Here is a 17,859-nt window from a genome sequence, read left to right as displayed (position 1 = left end):
GTGACCACCAGCACCCCGAGCGCCGGCTCCGCCGCAGGTAGCACCCTGCGGCGGGGCCGGCGCCGCCCCGTGGACAGCACCGTGAAGGTGCTGCTTGTCGCCGCCGCGCTGGTGTCGATCGCCACCACGATCGGTATCATCGTCGCGCTGGTCGAGCCGACCGTCGAGTTCTTCCAGACGGTGAGCATTGTCGAGTTCCTCACCGGCACCAGTTGGACGCCCACCTTCGCCCAGAAGGCGTACGGGGTGCTGCCGCTGGTCGCCGCGACGCTCGTGGTGACCGTCATCGCGATCGCCATCGCGCTTCCGATCGGTCTCGGCTCGGCGGTCTACCTCTCCGAGTACGCCAGACCCCGTACCCGCAGGATGCTCAAGCCGATCGTCGAACTGCTCGCTGGTGTGCCGACGGTGGTGTACGGCTTCGTGGCGTTGTTCGCGCTCAACCCGCTGCTCCAGCAGATCTGGCCCGGCGAGCGCAAGCCCGGCTTCCAGAACCTGCTCATCGCCGGTATCGCCATGGGCATCATGATCGTGCCGACGATCGCCAGCATCTCCGAGGACTCGATGGCCTCGGTGCCGCGCAGTCTCCGGGAGGGCGCGTACGCCCTGGCGTCGACAAAGATGCAGGTGTCGACCCGGGTGGTGGTGCCTGCCGCCATCTCCGGCATCGTCGCCGCAGTGGTCCTCGGCGTTTCCCGCGCCGTCGGCGAGACGATGATCGTCACCATTGCCGGTGGTCTCGTTTCGGACAAGGTCACCGTCGACCCGCTCGAGGGCGCGGCCACGATGACCGCCTTCATCGCCAACATCTCCTCCGGTGACATCCCGGTCGGCTCGCTCGACTACGACTCCGTGTTCGCGGTCGGTGCGTTGCTGTTCCTGATCACGTTCGCGCTCAACGCACTGTCGATCCGGATGGTCCGCCGCTTCAGAGAGGTCTACGAGTGAGCGCACCGACGATCACCCCCAGCGCCCGGCCGGGAACACCCTCGCCGGGCAGTGCGCTGACCCAACGACGTAGCCGGCCAGGCGAGGTGGCTTTCCGCCTCGCCATGCAGGCGTGTCTGCTCATCGCCTTCGGCGTGCTGACAGCCCTGTTGGGCTGGGTGCTTGTCAAGGGCTGGAACCGGCTGGATTCGCGGCTGTGGACCGAGATGCCAACCGGGCTGGTCAGTCGCCTCGACAGCGCCGGTGTCCAGTCAGCTCTGGTCGGCACCCTGTGGATCATCGCGTTGGTGGCGGTCATCGCCCTGCCGATCGGCATCCTCAGTGCGATCTACCTGGAGGAGTACGCCGACAACACCCGCTGGTACAACCGGCTGCTGGAACTCAACATCCAGAACCTGGCCGGCGTGCCGTCGATCATCTTCGGCATCCTCGGCCTGGGCATTATCGCCCGTGCGCTCGGTCTTGGCTTCACGGTGATCACCGCCGCGATCGTGCTGTCGCTGCTGGTGCTGCCGGTGGTCATCATCGCCACCCGGGAGGCCATCCGGGCGGTGCCCCAGTCGATCCGGCAGGCGTCCTATGCCCTCGGTGCCACGAAGTGGCAGACCGTGTCCCGGCAGGTCCTGCCGTCCGCGGTGCCCGGCATCGCCACCGGCTCGATCCTGGCCCTGTCGCGGGCGATCGGTGAGGCCGCACCACTGATCGTTCTCGGTGCGGTCACTTTCATCACCTTCAACCCGGACGGACTGGACAGCGCCTACACCGCCCTGCCGATCCAGATCTACACCTTCATCACCCGATCCCAGGCGGAGTACACCGAGCTCGCCGCCGGCGCGATCGTCCTGCTGCTCGGCATCGTGCTCGTCATGAACTCCATCGCGATCTTCGTGCGGAACCGGTTCGAGAAGCGCTGGTGACGAAGCCATGACAACTCAGCCGCGATACCGCCGTCCGAAGAACAAGCAGAGGTGACCACAGTGAACCAGCCCAGCACCACCACCAGCCGTCCGGCGGTCAGCATCTCCGCCGTGGGTAACAACGACATCGCCGGCAGTCTGACCACGTCGGCCGTGCCGGTCATGGAGCTGTCTGGCGTCAGCGTCTACTACGGTGCCTACGAGGCCGTGCGGGACACGTCGATGCCGATCCAGGAGAAGCAGATCACCGCGATGATCGGCCCGTCCGGGTGCGGCAAGTCGACGATCCTGCGTTCGCTCAACCGGATGAACGACCTGATTCCCGGTGCCAGGGTCGCCGGCTCGGTCACCTACCACGGCCAGGACCTGTACGCCCGGGACGTGGACCCGATCGAGGTACGACGGCGGATCGGCATGGTCTTCCAGAAGCCGAATCCCTTTCCGAAGTCGATCTACGACAACGTGGCCTACGGCCCTCGGGTGACCGGCATGAAGGTCGCCAACATGGACGATCTGGTGGAGAAGGCCCTGCGGGATGCCGCGTTGTGGGACGAGGTGAAGGACAAGCTCAAGAGCAGCGGTCTGTCGCTGTCCGGTGGCCAGCAGCAACGGCTGTGCATCGCACGGACGATCGCTGTCAAGCCTGAGATCATCCTGATGGATGAGCCGTGCTCGGCCCTCGACCCGATCGCGACGGCGAAGATCGAAGATCTGATGTTCGAGCTGGCGAGGGACTACACCATCGTCATCGTCACCCACAACATGCAGCAGGCAGCTCGGGTCAGCCACCACACTGCGTTCTTTACCGCAGAGGTGGACCAGAAGCAGGAGCGGCACGGCCGGCTGGTGGAGTTCAGCCAGACAAGCAGGCTGTTCACCAACCCCGCCGACAAGCGCACCGAGGACTACATCACGGGCCGCTTCGGCTGAGTGCGCGGGCAGCTGGTGGCCATGGTCGTCATGCCACGGTGCAGGCAACGTGACCCGCTTCCGGCGGGACTTCGCCGATGGTGCGGAGTTTCATCGGAAGCGGTCTACGACCGGCCCCCCAGCAGTGCCGTCGGCCAAGATGTCGCCACCATGCCGACAGCATGGTGTCCTGCACGCACTGCATCCTCACCCGCCGGAAGCCGGTGCTGAGGGCCTGATCCTGAACCGGAGCCGGTGCCGATGAAAAACCTCGCCGAGATCGCCATGGGGGACTATCGATCAAGCGGTCGCTTCGTGCTGCTCATCGTGGACGATGACGAGACCGTCGGCGCGGAACTCGTCGGCCAGCTTGCGGACCACCGGGTACGGGGACACCACTTCCCACACGCTGCGGAGGCGCTGCTCGGGGCAGGCGCACTCCAGCCGGACGCCGCCGTGGTGGCCGCCGGGTTGGTCACCATGAGCAGCACCGAGCTGGTACGTCTGCTCGCCGAACGGGCAGGCATCCCGACCGTGGTCGGCGTGGGCGATGACGACGGAGCGGTAGCCGTAGCCGCGCTGAAGGCCGGAGCAACCGCCTGCGTACGCCGTCCGTACCGGATCGAGGAGGTCGTGCCCATCCTGCGGGCGATCCGACCAGAAACCGCCGGCGCACTCGATCCCCCCATCGAGTTGGGTACGCTACGGGCGGATCCGGCGACCTTCGAGGTCAGGCTTGGCGGTACCACAGTGGCTCTGCCGATGAAGGAGTTCAAGCTTCTTTACTTCCTCATGGCTCATGCCGAACGCGCCGTGACCCGCGAACAACTACTATCAGCGGTATGGAACGGCTCGTTGCGTGACACGTCAAACACCTTGACCGTGCACATCAAACGGCTACGAAGGCGCCTCACCCTCGACCGGGACCAGCCACCGATCATCGTGACGGTGCGCGGTATCGGCTACCGGCTCGTACCGCCGCCATCCGTAGCCGTGGTGACAACGACGACGCCATGAATTCGGTACCTTGGATTCGGCGGTGGCCCCATGGCCCTGGCGGCGCAGTTGCAGTTGGTTTCGCTGCAAGCCCCCGGCGGGCCGGCCAGGCTGAATCTACTCACTGCACTGGGTCGTTCACATCGTGGCTGGACGCAGTTCGAGCTTCAGCTAGGGCAAGCCATCGGGTCACCTTGTCGGTGAGGACCACCTCGTACGGAAGGCCTCGCAGGTCTTCCGCGGTCACATTCAGGCTGCGGGCCCGAGCGAGGTCGGCCAGCCACGACCAAGGGCGGTCATCGGTGCAGTCCTCGTCGTCGGGAAGCACGACGTTCAACACGTTCTGGGTGGGCTGTCCCGAGTCTCGCCGGCCGGGACAGCACCAGAACGTGGGTCGCCGGCTGATCTCCAGCCGATGGTGAAGCCGCGATCCTTGTGCAGGATCACGCGCCGGCCATCTTCCAGCGTGACGAACTCACTCACGGAGTAGCTCTGCGATTCCGCTTCGTCGAGGCGCTGCGGCCTCAGATCGCAGATGGCGCCAAGGCCTACGACGCGGCCGGGCTCGACAGGGAGAAGATCCGTCCGATCGTCGATGGCGTCCGGGTGCGCGCGCCAACCGCCTTTCATACCGCTCACCTCTCCACTGCCGACCCCTTGTGACCGTCTCTGGTGTTCCTTGGGTGAACCCGTGCCACCCTGGCACCGACTACGGCGTGACCGGCACATTCGCGGCCTGCCACGCGTGGCTGAGACATGCTCTAACCGAAACGAACGTCGTTGCCCATTGGTTTCGGATCGGCGCCGCTACAGTAGCCTTTGCTTATGAGTAGCAGCATCCCCCCGCTGCCTGACGAAGGTCCGTATCCGACTCCTCCATACGTTCCGTACCCTGCTCCCCGTTTCGCCGAGCCCGCCGATGTCGTTCCGCCTCCTTTTCCCCCGGATCCCCGCGATGCCGTGCCCTGCGGTGTCGGGGATACGCCGGGGGTGCTGACGACAGCGGTGGTCTGGGTGGGTGGAGCGGTCAGCGCCGGTGTGCTGGGCAACGCGGCCTACGACCTGCTCAAAACCGCTGTCTCGCGTCTACTTGGCCGTAACAGTTTCAAGATCCTCAGTCAGCCTCAGGCGGTCCAGATCGCGCGGAGGGCTCTGCGAGAACGGGTGGCACAGGCCGAGATAGACGATTTCCCGGAAGACGAGGCTCTGCGGGTAGCCGAGTGGTCCCTCTCGGAGCGCGGGTGGTGGATCGTCCTGCGAGGGCCCGACGTCCATGCCTACGTGACCATCCCAGCAACCAGCAAACGCAGAGACGCCATCGAGGCAGTGGTCAAGGTTAGCTTCTCCCGACCACCCAGGAATGCGCCCAATCCGGCAGGCCCGAATCCCTTCGGCAACCACGCGCGGCCACCGTCCCGGCCGGGCGGCTGACCGCCCCGGCCGGCCGGCTGTGATCAGCACCTTTGCGGCGGCAGAGCACACCCCACAACTGGTCGTCGGCGAAGCTGTAACAGCGTCCAGCTTGGGGCATTCGTAGCCTTTGCCGACGATACGTCACCGCCGTGGCGGGCGGACACCGTGTTGATCTCCATCCGGGTCGACCGGCACGGCCACCTCGCGAACAAAGCCGCCACCATTCCCCAGGTGGTGGATGCGGCGGGCGCCGGCAGCCACCGCTGCGAGGGCGGCGGGAACCCGTCGGTGGCGCGTGCGGCCGGCTACTGGCTCATGGGCCGCGAGCCGGTGGCCGAGTCTGCCGACGAGCCGACCGAGATCAACACCCGGGCCGTCACGTTGTGGGCGGGCTTGCGACGCCTGCCCGAGCCGGAAGCGGTGAAGCGGGCAGCAGAGGTGCGCCGCGCCGCCCCGGCCTGCGAAGATCTCGATGGACTGCTCGCCGGGAGCGCCCGATGAGGTGGCTGAGGCTGTATCTGCGCTCCCGGCGCGCACCGGTGGCGCTATCGGCAGCTGAACGCACCGAGATCGTCACCATGCGGCATCTCGCCGGCCCGGCTGGCGGATGGTCCGGCGCCGGGATGGGGCTGAGGGAGTACACCTTCGCCAGCGCCGATATGACCTCCTTTGTGTGCAGGTCGCACGAACCCAAACGCCACGTCCGCTGGCGCACAGAAGCCCCGCAGAATCGACCGCTACCCGGCCGCCGGTCCGCCGAGAATGATCTTTGCGGCCGGGTCGGTCGAGAGTGTCTGGAAGATCTTGGTGGGATCGAGCGCATCGGCCGCGAAGTGAACTCCCGAGGGCAACTCGCCCGCGAGTACCGCGATCGCCGCTGCTGCCGCCACGAATCCACTGAGTTCGTAGGAGTCGTCGCCGACCAGCGACAGGACAGCAGCCGGCGGGCCGGCGTCGTCTCCATCCCAGATGTGGAACTCCTGGCTGTACCACGAGCCGTGTCGCCGTACGTCCTCGGCCGCCGCGCTGATCAGGTCTGAGGTGTCCGTGTCTCCCAACGCCCAGGACAGGGCCAACTGCTCCGGGAGCCGGTCGCCTCCGAACGCGGTGTACCAGTTCACCTGCCTGAGCGCGAGCGCGCGAGCGAGCCGGGTGGCCTCGGTGGACAGGAAGGGAAAGGCGTCCACCGGCCGGGGAAAGGCGGCGAGTGACAGGCCGCGTCGGGGTGCGAGGCTCCGTTCACGCACAGCGCCGTCTCGCCAGCTGGCGCCGGGTGTGCCGTGCTCGGGCCCGCGACTGAGCAGCACGTCCCCGGCTGCGGCCGGGGTGAGGGATGCGACTCCGCCGAGGTAGGCGTCGATTCGGGTTGCCTGCCCGACAGTGTGGGCCAGGTGACGTGGTAGGAGTCCGGACAGGCCGGGGAGGGCTCCGGCGGACAGCAGGGCTGTCCGCCCGGCCGCATGCCACTCGTGTGCGCCGTCGCCGGTGTGCAGCCGCAGGAACACGGGATCGTCCCCGGCGGCGTCGACGTAGTCGGTGCCGTTGCGCAGCGCCGCCCGGGCGACCGTGTCGAGAACCTGGTACGACGGGCCGGCGCAATTGACGAGGAGGCGGCACCGGGCTGCGAACCGGTCGAGCGCGGTCGGGTCGTCGAGGTCGACCGTCACGGGTTCGGCGGCGACGTCGCCCGTACCTAGTGCGTGAACGAGTTTCTCGGCCTGCGTGCGATCGCGGCCGGCGATCAGGAGGGGGCCGGCTCCGCTCCGGTGCAAGCGGCGCGCCACCGCGCTGCCCACGGCTCCGTAGCCCCCGAGGATGCCGATCGTCGTGGTGTCGCTCATCGTGTGGCCCCTTCGTTGGACACTGGCTACCTCGCCGAATGATAACTATTGTCATTTTCGTTTGGATGGTGAGTGCCGGCGTTGCCGGCAAGGAGGATGCCGTGTACGACGTGATCGTGGTGGGCGGAGGGCCGGCCGGGCTCAACGCCGCTCTGGTATCGGGCCGACAGCGCCGGCGGGTGCTGCTTGTGGACAGTGGTAGCCCGCGCAACGCGCCGGCGGCCGAGATGCACATGTTCCTCAGCCGGGACGGCTTCTCCCCGGCTGAGCTGCGCAAGCTGGGCAGGGACGAGCTGTCGGTCTACCCGAGCGTGGAGTGGCGGGAGGGCCGGGTCGACGGAGTTACGCCCACCGACGGAGGGTTCGCCGTGACGCTGGCCGACGGTCAGACCCACCAGTCCCGCAAGCTGGTGCTGGCAACGGGGCAGGTCGACCTCACGGACTCCGTCGACGGGCTTGCCGAACGGTTCGGGCGGGGCGTCTTCCATTGCCCGTTCTGCCACGGCTGGGAGACCCGGGGCATGACCCTCGCCGTTCTCGGGCATGAACTGCCGCAGGTCATGCAGGCGCTGTACGTCGCCGACCGGTTCAGCGACGACGTCGTCGTCTGCACGAACGGGCACCCCGTCCCCGAACCGGCCGCAGGCCGGCTCACCGCCGCCGGCATCTCCGTACGCGAGGCGCCCGTTGCCCGGATCGAAGGGGAGGAGGGTGGCCTGCGTCTGGTCTTCACCGACGGCGCGGTGCTCGAACGGCAGGCCGTCTACCACCGGGCGCCCACCCGCCAGCACTCCGCCCTGGCCGAGCAGCTCGGGTGTGAGCTGCTGCCGGACGGCTGCGTACGCGTCGACGAGTTCCAACGAACCTCCGTCCCAGGTGTGTACGCGGCCGGGGACACCGCCCGCCTGGCTGCCCTGCCCGACGCGCTGACGTTCGTCGTCACCGGCGCGGCCGACGGCGCGCGTGCCGCGGTCTGGCTGGACCAGGAGCTGTTCCGCGAGGACGCCGGGCTGGCCGGCTGACCGGCGGCGGACCCGGGGTGGATGGCACGCGGGGTGGGCAGACGCCGACTTCCTCGCCGACCGCTACGAGCTTCGACCACGGTCGCACCATGGATATCTGGATCATGCTGAGGCGCCTGGTCGGTGGGAACCGTGGGCGGGGCGATCGCCCCGCCCACGCCCCCGTCACGATCCGCCGTCGCCGCTGGTGGCGGACCCGGCCGTCTCGCGGACGGCGGTGGCCAGTCCCGCCACGGTCGGATGTTCGAGGAAACGACGTGGGGTCACCCGTCCGACCTCCTCCCGGGCGAGGGCACCGAGCATCCGCACCGCGAGCAGTGAATCCCCACCGAGACCGAAGAAGTCCGCAGCCCGGTCCGACACCGGACTTCCGAGCAGCGCCGCCCAGTGGCGGGCGATCGTCCGTTCGAGGTCGTCGCTCGGTGGCCCCGGCTCGTCGACCGTCGTGGTCGGTGCGGTCGGCACGGACAGACGGGCGGCCGACCGCGTCTGCTCGGGGGCGTCCAAGTGCTCCGGAAGAGTGATCGGCACCGACCAGCCGTCCTGGTCGACCAGGGACTCGATGGCGGTCATCACGTCCTCGAACATCCGATCCACGTCCGCGGCTTCGAAGATCTCCTCGACCAGGGAGAACACCACCACCAGTTCGTCGCGCAGCTCGAACAGCCGGACCTCGAGCGCCACCTGCGGTGTCCGCAGCTGCTGGTAGTGGCTGGACAGGTCGATGGTGCCCAACGGCCCGGCGGTACGGGGTACCTCACTGCCGAGGGCGGCGTCGACTCCCAGGGTGCTCTGAAAGACCACCGGAGCCACCGGGCGCCGGGTGTTGCGGCGGCGGCCCAGCTCACGGGACACCTCCACCCCGGTCACCAGGTTGTGCGCCATGGCTTCCCCGATGTCCCGTTGGGCGCGGATCGCGAGGTCGGAGAAGGTCGCGGACTCGGGCAGTTCCACCGGTACGAGCATGGTGGAGGAGAAGGCGCCGACGAGCCGGGGTACGTCCGGGTGCAGCGGAAGGCGGTTCAGTTGCAGGGTGTTGAGCAGGAACCGCCGGTGTCCGCAGGCCCGGGTCAGGGCGGTGGAGAACACGGCGAACATGGCGGCGGACGGGGTGACGCCGTGCCGGGCGCAGTGTCCGCGCAGCGTGGCCCACCGGTCCGCGTCGAGGACGGCCTGCCGCGCGCCCATCAGGACCGGACGGACGTCCGCCGGGTCGGCGGCCAGGGGCAGGGCCGGGGGGAGCGGAAGGTCGTCGAGGCGCTCCCACCACCAGTCGCGGTCGGCCCGCCACTGGTCGGTCCCGGACAACCCGTCCAGGGCCACGGCGTAGTCGCCGAAGTCGACGTCCAGCGGGGCGAGCATCGCGTTCTGGTCGGCGACCAGAGCGAACAGGTCCCGGTAGAACACCCCGGACGACCAGCCGTCAATGATCATCAGGCTGGTCGAGGAATGCAACCGTGCCGTCGCCCCCGGCAGCAGGGTCAGCCGCATGTCCAGACCACACCCCCGGGTCGGGTCGGGACCGTTGGTGCTCATCTCGTGTCGGATCGCCGCCAACGTTGCGGGGATCTCGTCCGCGCCCGCCGTGCTGAGGTCGGTCACCCGCAGCACCGGCAGGGCTTCCGGGTCGTCCAGCGGCAGGATCCGCTGCCGTCCGTCGGGCAGGATTCGCGCGCGCAGTACCGACTGGTGCTCGGCGAGCCGCTCCAGCGCGTCCTGTAACGCCTCGGCGATCTCGTCGGGGTCGATCCCCTCCAGACCGATGTCCACGTAGTGGTGAGCTGACCGGTAGGACAGCTCCCACCCGTCCTGCTGACCGACGAAGTAGCCCTGCTGGAGCGGGAGGAGCGGGAAGGGGGCCTCGGGATCGTCCCGGCGCTTCAACTCCAGCGGCAGTGGGCGCAGCGCACCCGTGCCGGTACCACGCTCGTGGATGAGGGTGGCCAGCCGGGCCGCGCTGTGCTCGACGCGGACGTCGGCCAGGGCCAGGGCCGCACCGAGCCGTTGCCGGACCAGCGCTGCCATCCGTACGGTCAGGACGGAGTCGCCACCGAGGCTGAGGAAGCTGGCGTCGGCCGGTACGGAGGACACGTCGAGGTCCAGGACGTCGGCCCAGACGCCGCGTACGGCGTCGATGAGTTCGGTCGGCGCGTTGATGCCGGCGGAATCGGTCAACGGGGTTCTCCCATCGTGGCGGTGAACGGGGCGGGAATGACGCGGTCCACGGCGTGGACCCGTTCGGGACGATCGGCCGGCGGCAGCCTGGCCGCGAGCGTCGCCGCGACGAGCGCCGGATCCGGACGTGGGATGCCGGACCGGACCCGGCCGGCGATCACCCGCTGACCCCCGTCGGCCAGCGGGTGATCGTCCCCGGGCAGGACCGGCAGCGGATCGAATCCGGCCGCGTCCAACTGGTCGGCCCACTCCGCCGCGCTGAGGAACACCCGGTCCTGTCCGGCCCGCAGGTCGGTGAACCACCGCTGTTCGTCGGCGGAGGGTGACATGAGCAGGTACATGGAGGTGAGCGCCTGGTAGTGCTCGCGGCAGGACTCGACGAGTACCAGCAGCCCGCCGGGGCAGAGCAGCTCCCGCAGCGCAGCCAGGGCCCGGCCGACGTGGCGGGCGTTGTGCAGGACGTTCGCGGCCAGGATGACATCCCGGGACCCGGGCGTGAAGCCCGGACCGGCCGGCGGCAGATTGACGTCGAACAGGCCGAACCGCAGCCCCGGCCGGTCGCCGAGGAGTGTCCGCGCCGAGATGAGGAAGAAGCGCGACACGTCGGTGAACAGGTAGTCGATCTCGGTGTCGGCCAGTGCGTCGAGGACGGACCGGGTGGTCGCCCCGATCCCGGCACCCACCTCCAGGATCCGCAGCGGACCCTCCGACCGTGCGTGCCGCGAGCCGCCGACGATCATCGCCGCTGCGTGGTTGGCCCATCGGCTGGGCAGGTTGTCCCGGTAGTTTCCCTCGGCTGTGTCGGTGGCACCGTCCGGGAACAGCAGCGCCTGCACCCCGGTCTCGTCCCGCAGCAGGGCCGGCAGCCGGTCGGCCGTGGCCAGGAAGAACCGGGTCATCGACGGGGGATAGCCCAGACCGCGGCGCGCCTCGTCCAGTTCCCGCCGGGCGCGGGCGTACCCGACGCGGTCCGGCGCGACGAGATCGCGGTACCGGCCGGTCCGCGCGTCGTACCCGAGACGTCCCTCGGCGACCAGCGTGGCCAGCCACCGGCGCACGATCCAGGCGTGGCGCGGGACGACGCCCAGCACATCCAGCACCTGTGCCGCGTCGTGCGCCATTCCGTCGCGGAAGAGCCGCGCCCGGTGGAGCACCCGGGCCATCGTGAGCAGGGCGACCTCGTCCAACAGCCGGGTCAGCCGGGGGAGGGAGGACAGGTCGGCACCGGCCATGGCCGCGTCCCCGGCGGCGGACGCCGCCGCCCCCGCAACGGCGAACGCCTGTTCCACGTCCGGATTCGCCCGCACGGTGGTGCCGGTCGCGGGGCCGGCGACCAGCAAGGCGGCCGGCCCGGGTCCGGGAACCCACTGCCAGGCGTCCACGCCGGGCAGATCCGACAGGGCGTCGACCGGCGGGCCGCTCACCGCGTTCCCCGATCGGCGGAGTCGGCGTCGACGACGACGATCCTGGGCGGCCTGGTGCCCGGCGCCTGCCGCCGCAGGTGGTCACGCAGTACCTCGGGCAGCCTGCGGCGGACGAAGCCGGCGAGCGGCTCGTGGGCATCCGGCCCGGTCGCGCGGCCGACGTCGGACAGTACTGCCACGGTCAGGACCCCGCATGCGGCGGGTGCGGCGACGGCCAACAGTCGTGGGTCGGACGCGTCCAGCAGCACCGCCGCGTCCAGCCCGTGTACCGCCTGACGCAGGGCGTACGGCGTGACCGCCGCCGGGGCGTGGTGCAGCAGCGCGTTCGGGATACCGGACACGATGACCGGCCGATCGGCCAACACCGCCGGTAGCGTCGCGGCCACGTCCGAGCCGAGCTGCTCCGACCAGTGGATCGTCCGGACCGGTGCCGCCACGCCCGACGACCCGGGACCGACGTGCAGGACCAGGTCATAGCGGTACCTGGTCAGCTCCGTGTCGTCCGCCATCGTGCGCGCGTGCAGGCTCACCCGTACCGGCCGGTCCTGTGCCGCCAGCACGGGGGCGACGGCGCGGGGGGAGAACGACAGCTCCTCGTCCGCCGCGATCGCCGCCCGTACCCGTGCCTCGAGGTCGCTCTCACCGCCACCCGGATCGCGGGCCCGCTCCAGCCAGGTGAAGTGCTCGGTCAGCAGACCGCTGTGCCGGATGTCGCCGACGATCACGGTGCCGCCGTCGGCGACCGTGGCCAGTGCCTGACGCAGTACCTCGGCCAGATAGTCCAGTCCGGGAAAGCACTGGGTGACGGAGTTCAGCAGCACGCAGTCCGGGGCCACGTCCGGGCCGAAGACGCCGTCCATGGCCGCCCGTACCGTGGCGGCTGCGGTCTCGTGCGCGGCGGCCTGGACGAACGTGGTACGGGGCAGGCCCGCGCGCCCGAGCCGCTGCACCGCGGCGGGCGCTACGTCCGTGCCCACGTAACCGCGCAGGTGCGGGTGCAGGCGGTGTGCGAGCAGGCCGGTGCCGCAGCCGATCTCCAGCACGCGTTGCGGCCGCTGGGCCAGAACCAGGCCGACGGTACGGGCCAGCCAGTCCCGCATGTGCTCGACGGGCAGGGGGAGACCGGTGTCCGAGGCCCGCCAGCCGGACAGGTCCAGGTCGTCCGAGTGCCGTCCGACGGCGTCCTGGTACACCCAGTCGTAGACCTCGGCCCAGTGGTCGAGATGCTCCCGCACCAGCGGCCCGGGTTGCGGGCCGGACACGGTGGCGGCGGGATCCGGCCATACGACGATGGCGCCGTCCGGTGTGGCACGTGCGCCGGCGACCCATGGGTGCTCGGCGATGTGGGCCACCATCGGATCGGCGGTCGCTTCAGCGGGCACCGGATTCCTCCATTCGATTGTCGGTGTCGGTGGGTGAACCATTGGCGTCGGCGGCGACGAGCTGGTGATCACGCAGGTGCAGGACCTGGTCCGCCCGAGCCGCCACGGCGGGATCGTGGGTGACCGACAGGATGGCCAGGCCGTCCGCCCGCAGCCGCTCGAGCAGGTCGAGCACCGTGCCGGCGGATGCCGGGTCGAGCGCCGAGGTCGGCTCGTCGAGCAGCAGCACGTCGGGTTGCGCGGCCAGGGCCCGGGCCAGCGCGACCCGTTGCCGTTGGCCGCCGGAGAGAGCGCGTGGGCGTCGGCGCGCCAACTCGGCGGCGAGCCCGACCGCGTCGAGGAGGCGCAGCGCCGCCCCGGTCCGGTCGCGGCGACCCAGGCCGTGCAACACCGCCAGCGGACGGGCCACGGCGTTGCCGACGCGGTGCGCCGGGTTGAGTTCCCCGGCCGGATGCTGACCGACAAGCTGGACGGCCCGTCGCTGGTCGCGGTCGCGCTGCCGGACGTCCGCCGGCAGCGGACGCCCTCCCAGCAGCAGTTGGCCGTGCCCGGCTGGACGGCGACCGACGATCGCGTGCAGCAGGCTGGTCTTGCCGCTGCCCGACGGGCCGATGACCGCGATCCAGGACCCGGACGTCAGGTCCAGGTGCACGTTCTCCACCAGCGGCGCACCGTCCGGCCGGGTCACCCGCAGGCCGCGCACGGCCAACCGGAGCGTGCGATCACCGCTGCCGGCACCTGCGTCGGGCGGCTGGTCGGCCGGCCCGGGGTCTGCCGGGCGGACCGCGGCCGACGTCCGCCCGGTGGCGACGAACCCACCCGTGGTCGAGGTCGGGGCGACCGGGCGACGCACTCCGGGGGTGGTTCCGGCAAGGGGCGAGGTCAGGTCCACCACCCGGTCGGCGAGGGCGGAGACCAGGTACGGGTCGTGGGTCACCAGCAGGGTGCATCCGTCCCGCCGGGCTCGCACCGCCTCGACGACCCGCCGCCGGGTGCTCTCGTCCAGGGCCGAGGTCGGCTCGTCGAGCAGCAGGACGTCCGGCTGGGTGGCCAGGGCCCGGGCCAGGGCGACCCGTTGGGCCTGGCCGCCGGAGAGGTCGCTGCCACGGCGTCTGGCGAGTTCGTCGGGCAGGCCGAGCAGGTCGAGAACCTCGCGGACCTGCCGCCCCCGGTCCATCCGCGAGCCGGTGAACTGCTCGCCCACGAGGCGCTCGACCGACCAGAGCGGGTTCAGCGCCAGGGCCGGATCCTGGCCCACGTACCCGCAGCGCGCCCGCCGCCAACGCCGGGCCGAGCGGCCCTGCAACACCGGCTGGCCGCGCCACCGCACCGTCCCGGCGGCGCGGTACAGGCCCGTGGGCAGGGTGTCCAGCAGGGCGTGCAGCAGGCTGCTCTTGCCCGACCCGGAAGCTCCGGTGACCGCGACCACCTCACCGGACCCCAGCCGGAGGTCGGTGGCCGGCAGCACCACCTCGCCATGGGCGGCGCGACGCACCGTCAGCCCCGTCACCACCAGCAGTTCCCTACTCACGCCACGCCCTCCAGCCGGCGTCCCGCGGCGCGTGCCGCAGCGGCGAAGAGCAGCGCGCACAGCGCCAACAGCACCGCGGGCGCCAGTAGCGCCGCAGGATTGAGTGCGGCGCCGGGGAGGTTCTCGCTCAGCATCAGCGCCCAGTCGGCATCAGGTGGCTGCGGACCGAACCCGAGGACCGCGAGCATGGTCGCCAGTTGCAGGGCGGTGATCAGCCGCAGACCGGCGTCGGCCGCCACCAGGCCGCTCAACGCCGGCAGAAGTTCCCGTACGACAACGGCTGGTCCGCCTTCACCACGTTCGACGGCGGCGTGCAGGTAGCCGCTGTCCCGAACGGTGCCGCACTGCGCCGCCACCACCCGGGCGGTGAGCGGGGCACCGCTGAGTACGGAGGCGACCACGACCGCCGCCGCGCCGGGCAGTGCCACCGCCAGCACCAGGGCGAGTATCAGGGCGGGTACGGCCAGCAGCAGATCCCCGAGCCAGTGCACGACACGGCCCGCCCGGGTCGGCCACCAACCCGCGAGCAGCCCGAGCGCCACTCCGATCATCAGCGCCGCCGCAGCGGCGGCGAGGGCGACGCCGAGCAGGTTCGCGCCGCCGGCGACCACCCGGGAGAGCACGTCGCGGCCCAGCGCGTCGGCACCGAGCGGCAACCGCCCCGACGGCGCCGACCAGGGCACGGCCAACGGCTGTTCCGGGTCGTGCGGGGCGAGGCGCCGGCCGAGCAGGGCCAGCCCGACCACCGTCACCGCCGCGACCGGCGCGACCGTGCCCCAGCGGATGCGTGTCACGGCGTACCGCCCGTCACTCCGGCCGGCTGCCTGGTGGCGGGACGGGCGGTACGGTGCACCGTCGCGGCGGCGAGATCGGCGAGCAGCATCCCGAGCAGCACGGTCACGACGGGCACCAGGGCCGCGCCCTGCACCACCGGCACGTCACGGACCGCCACCGCGGAGACGAGCAGCCCGCCGAGGCCGGGGAAGCCGTACACCGTCTCCACCAGAGCGGTTCCGGCCGCGAGCCACCCGGCGGTCAGCGCCAGCACCTGGATCGCGGGTACGGCCAGGAACGGCAGGACGTGCCGGCGCAGCACCAGTGCCGGTGGCAGGCCGCGCCGGTACGCGTCGACCACGTGTGGGCGGTGCAGGGTATCGGTCAGCACGCCACGCAGCAGCGTGCACGCGAACGCGGCCGACGGCAGCGCCAGGGTCAGCGCCGGCAGGACCAGCACCTGCGGCTCCTGCCACGGGTGGCCGCCCGGTGGCAGCAGGGACACGGCGGGCAGCCACCCCAGCATCCCGGACAGCAGTGCGCCCAGGGTCGCCGCGTAGACGGCCTGCGGCACTGCGGCGAGCCCGGCGGCGAGGGCTCCGCCCCGGCCCTGACGCAGCTGCGCGACGACCAGGCCGGCCGCGGTGAGCAGCACGGTCACCGCGAGCGTGGCGGCGACCAGGCTGATCGTGGCGGGCAGGCGCTGGCCGAGCAGGTCGCTGACCGGCCGGCCGCTGCTCAGCGACCGGCCCAGGTCGCCCTGGAGCAGCCCGCCCAGCCACCGCAGATACCGCACCGCCACCGGTTGGTCCAGGCCGAGTTGGTCGCGTCCCCGCGCGACCTGCTCCGGTGACGCGCGCCCGGCGTCCCGGAGGGTCCCCGCATCTCCCGGCAGCGCCTCGGTGGCGACGAAGACCACCGCGGTGGCCGCCAGTACCAGCAGCGTCGTGCGGGCGAGGCGGCGTGCGATCACTTCGCCTTCCAGGCACGTTCGATGAACATCCGCTGGAAGCCCGGGCCGTCGGGCAGGTTGTGCACACCGGGCGCGGTCAGGTCCAGCCCATCCCCGACGCCCCACACCACGTACCCGCCGTCGCGCCACAGGTCCTGCTGGATGCGGGCGAGCCGGGCGTTTCGCTCGGCCGGGTCCAGGACCCCCATGGCGGCGCTGAACTCGGCGTCGAACGGGGCGCTGCGCCAGGCGGTCTCGTTGGTCGGGGCAGCGGCGAGCAGTCCGACGCGTACCAGGTCGGGGAAGGAGATGCCGCCGTAGTAGCCGACGTAGAAGTCCTCCTTGGCGTAGATGTTGACCCAGTAGGTGTCGGCGGGCTCCACCTTCACCTCGACCCGCACACCGATGTCGGCGAGCTGCTTGGCGTACAAGGTGGCTGCGGTGTCCATGCCGGGGTACGACGTCGTGGTGTGCAGGGTGAGCGTCAACCCGTCGGCGTGCCCGGCCTGCTTGAGCAGGTCCCTGGCCCGGTTCAGGTCCCGGCTGCGCTGCGGGAGTTCCTTCGGATACGACGGGTCGTACGGGGTGGGCAGGTCGTTGGCGATCTGGCCGTAACCGAGGAACACCGTGTCGACGAGTGCCTGACGGTCGGCGGCGAGTCGGAACGCCTCGCGGACTCTCGGGTCGTCGAACGGTGCGGTGTCCAGGCGCATGATGACCGGGTACTCGGTGACGCCCTTGCGGCGCACGACCTGGACCTGACCACCGGCCTCGGCGGTCTTGACGGCCGCCGGGCTGACACTGCCGGCGACGTCGGCCTGGCCGGAGGTGACGGCGGCGGCGCGGGCCTGCGGGTCGGCGACCGCCCGGATCTCGATCCGGTCCAGGTGGGGCCGTTCGCCCCACCAGCCGTCGTTGCGGGTGAGTACGGCGGTCTGGGCGTCGGTCTGGGTCACCTGGAACGGCCCCGAGCCGGGTACCGGGGTGGAGAAGTCGCTGCTCCCGTCGGGCACCACGAAGCTGATCGACTCCAGTGCCCTCGGGGCCTCGGCCATCGGGGACCGGGTCGCCAGGACCACCGTGTGGTCGTCGGGTGCGGTGGCGGCGGCCATGTCGAAGTCGGCCAGCCGGCCGTAGTTCTCGGCGGCCTTGGTCGCGATCCGGGTCAGCGAGTACAGCACGTCCCGGGCGCGTACCGGCCGGCCGTCGGTGAAGGTGGCGTCGTCGCGTAGCCGGAACGTCCACCGGTCGAGCGTCTGGTTCGGCTCCCACGACCGGGCGAGGCGCGGCTGCGGGGCGCCGTCGGCGCCGGGAACGGTGAGCACGTCGTACGTCAGCGCGAAGCGCATCAGGTCGGACTCATTGCCGAGTCCGCCGTGCGGGTCGTTGCTCGCGGTGGCCGGCGAACCCGGTACGACGTAGCGCAGGGCGCCGCCGTCCATCGGCGTACCGGACTCGCCGGCGGAACCACCGGTGCCGGTGTCGGCGCCGCACCCGGCCAGGAGCAGGGCGGTGGCGATGGCGAGCGGCAGCAGTCCGCGCCGGGATCGGCGGGACTGGACAGGGATGTGCATC

Annotated in this window: 16 protein-coding genes; 8 read left to right on the top strand and 8 right to left on the bottom strand. The window is 70.9% G+C overall.

Translation table 11 applies throughout. The features are described from left to right. The 7 genes from pstC to V6U90_RS22040 all read left to right on the top strand — a co-directional run bounded on the left by pstC (position 1) and on the right by V6U90_RS22040 (position 5,684). A complete protein-coding gene (gene pstC / locus V6U90_RS22070) occupies positions 1–948 on the top strand; it encodes a phosphate ABC transporter permease subunit PstC (RefSeq protein ID WP_334439810.1) in 948 nt (315 codons plus the stop codon). Then, on the top strand, positions 945–1,865 hold the full coding sequence (gene pstA / locus V6U90_RS22065; RefSeq protein ID WP_334439808.1) for a phosphate ABC transporter permease PstA: 921 nt from the start codon (positions 945–947) through the stop codon (positions 1,863–1,865). The genes pstC and pstA overlap by 4 nt, the downstream gene beginning before the upstream one ends. Before the next feature lie 51 nt (positions 1,866–1,916). Beyond that, entirely contained in the window at positions 1,917–2,795 is an 879-nt protein-coding gene (pstB, locus tag V6U90_RS22060; protein ID WP_334439805.1) for a phosphate ABC transporter ATP-binding protein PstB, read from the top strand. Positions 2,796–3,035: 240 nt separating this feature from the next. Then, positions 3,036–3,791, top strand: a complete 756-nt coding sequence (locus V6U90_RS22055) for a response regulator transcription factor (RefSeq protein WP_334439802.1) — start codon at positions 3,036–3,038, stop codon at positions 3,789–3,791. A 414-nt stretch (positions 3,792–4,205) separates the two neighbouring features. After that, positions 4,206–4,433: a hypothetical protein gene (locus tag V6U90_RS22050; RefSeq protein ID WP_334439799.1), complete on the top strand. Its 228-nt coding sequence runs from the start codon at positions 4,206–4,208 to the stop codon at positions 4,431–4,433. Positions 4,434–4,760: 327 nt separating this feature from the next. Next, on the top strand, positions 4,761–5,201 hold the full coding sequence (locus V6U90_RS22045) for a hypothetical protein (protein ID WP_334439797.1): 441 nt from the start codon (positions 4,761–4,763) through the stop codon (positions 5,199–5,201). Positions 5,202–5,348: 147 nt separating this feature from the next. Further along, positions 5,349–5,684, top strand: coding sequence for a hypothetical protein (locus V6U90_RS22040; RefSeq protein ID WP_334439794.1), 336 nt, complete (start codon positions 5,349–5,351; stop codon positions 5,682–5,684). Between the two features lie 236 nt (positions 5,685–5,920). Here the strand turns inward: V6U90_RS22040 and V6U90_RS22035 are convergent, their stop codons facing one another. Then, positions 5,921–7,024, bottom strand: coding sequence for a saccharopine dehydrogenase NADP-binding domain-containing protein (locus tag V6U90_RS22035; RefSeq protein WP_334439791.1), 1,104 nt, complete (start codon positions 7,022–7,024; stop codon positions 5,921–5,923). 101 nt (positions 7,025–7,125) lie between these two features. Here V6U90_RS22035 and V6U90_RS22030 point away from each other — a divergent pair, with 101 nt between their 5' ends. Next, positions 7,126–8,046 carry an NAD(P)/FAD-dependent oxidoreductase gene (locus V6U90_RS22030; RefSeq protein ID WP_334439787.1) on the top strand — a complete coding sequence of 307 codons (921 nt, stop codon included), beginning with the start codon at positions 7,126–7,128 and terminating at the stop codon, positions 8,044–8,046. 165 nt (positions 8,047–8,211) lie between these two features. Here the strand turns inward: V6U90_RS22030 and V6U90_RS22025 are convergent, their stop codons facing one another. From V6U90_RS22025 to V6U90_RS21995, 7 genes are read right to left on the bottom strand one after another with little or no spacing between them, the layout of a single operon-like run. Beyond that, on the bottom strand, positions 8,212–10,221 hold the full coding sequence (locus V6U90_RS22025; RefSeq protein ID WP_334439785.1) for a condensation domain-containing protein: 2,010 nt from the start codon (positions 10,219–10,221) through the stop codon (positions 8,212–8,214). Then, a complete protein-coding gene (locus tag V6U90_RS22020) occupies positions 10,218–11,645 on the bottom strand; it encodes a class I SAM-dependent methyltransferase (RefSeq protein WP_334439783.1) in 1,428 nt (475 codons plus the stop codon). The genes V6U90_RS22025 and V6U90_RS22020 overlap by 4 nt, the downstream gene beginning before the upstream one ends. Continuing rightward, positions 11,642–13,000, bottom strand: coding sequence for a class I SAM-dependent methyltransferase (locus V6U90_RS22015; protein WP_334439875.1), 1,359 nt, complete (start codon positions 12,998–13,000; stop codon positions 11,642–11,644). Before V6U90_RS22015 ends, V6U90_RS22020 begins: the two co-directional genes overlap by 4 nt. A 16-nt stretch (positions 13,001–13,016) precedes the next feature. Beyond that, entirely contained in the window at positions 13,017–14,558 is a 1,542-nt protein-coding gene (locus tag V6U90_RS22010; protein WP_334439779.1) for an ABC transporter ATP-binding protein, read from the bottom strand. Beyond that, a complete protein-coding gene (locus V6U90_RS22005) occupies positions 14,555–15,352 on the bottom strand; it encodes an ABC transporter permease (protein ID WP_334439776.1) in 798 nt (265 codons plus the stop codon). Before V6U90_RS22005 ends, V6U90_RS22010 begins: the two co-directional genes overlap by 4 nt. Next, positions 15,349–16,305 carry an ABC transporter permease gene (locus tag V6U90_RS22000; RefSeq protein ID WP_334439773.1) on the bottom strand — a complete coding sequence of 319 codons (957 nt, stop codon included), beginning with the start codon at positions 16,303–16,305 and terminating at the stop codon, positions 15,349–15,351. The genes V6U90_RS22005 and V6U90_RS22000 overlap by 4 nt, the downstream gene beginning before the upstream one ends. Then, entirely contained in the window at positions 16,302–17,858 is a 1,557-nt protein-coding gene (locus V6U90_RS21995) for an ABC transporter substrate-binding protein (protein ID WP_334439770.1), read from the bottom strand. The genes V6U90_RS22000 and V6U90_RS21995 overlap by 4 nt, the downstream gene beginning before the upstream one ends. Position 17,859 lies beyond the last annotated feature (1 nt).

It is taken from the genome of Micromonospora sp. CPCC 206060 (assembly GCF_036906895.1).
Lineage (GTDB): Bacteria > Actinomycetota > Actinomycetes > Mycobacteriales > Micromonosporaceae > Micromonospora.
Note: the sequence above shows the minus strand (reverse complement) of the source record. Positions and strands in the feature narration are given on the sequence as shown.

Excerpts from the sequence above, each read along its gene's own strand:
- V6U90_RS21995 (WP_334439770.1), bottom strand. The coding sequence starts at position 17,858 with ATGCACATCCCTGTCCAGTCCCGCCGATCCCGGCGCGGACTGCTGCCG.
- V6U90_RS22035 (WP_334439791.1), bottom strand. The coding sequence starts at position 7,024 with ATGAGCGACACCACGACGATCGGCATCCTCGGGGGCTACGGAGCCGTG.
- V6U90_RS22015 (WP_334439875.1), bottom strand. The coding sequence starts at position 13,000 with ATGGTGGCCCACATCGCCGAGCACCCATGGGTCGCCGGCGCACGTGCC.
- V6U90_RS22055 (WP_334439802.1), top strand. The coding sequence starts at position 3,036 with ATGAAAAACCTCGCCGAGATCGCCATGGGGGACTATCGATCAAGCGGT.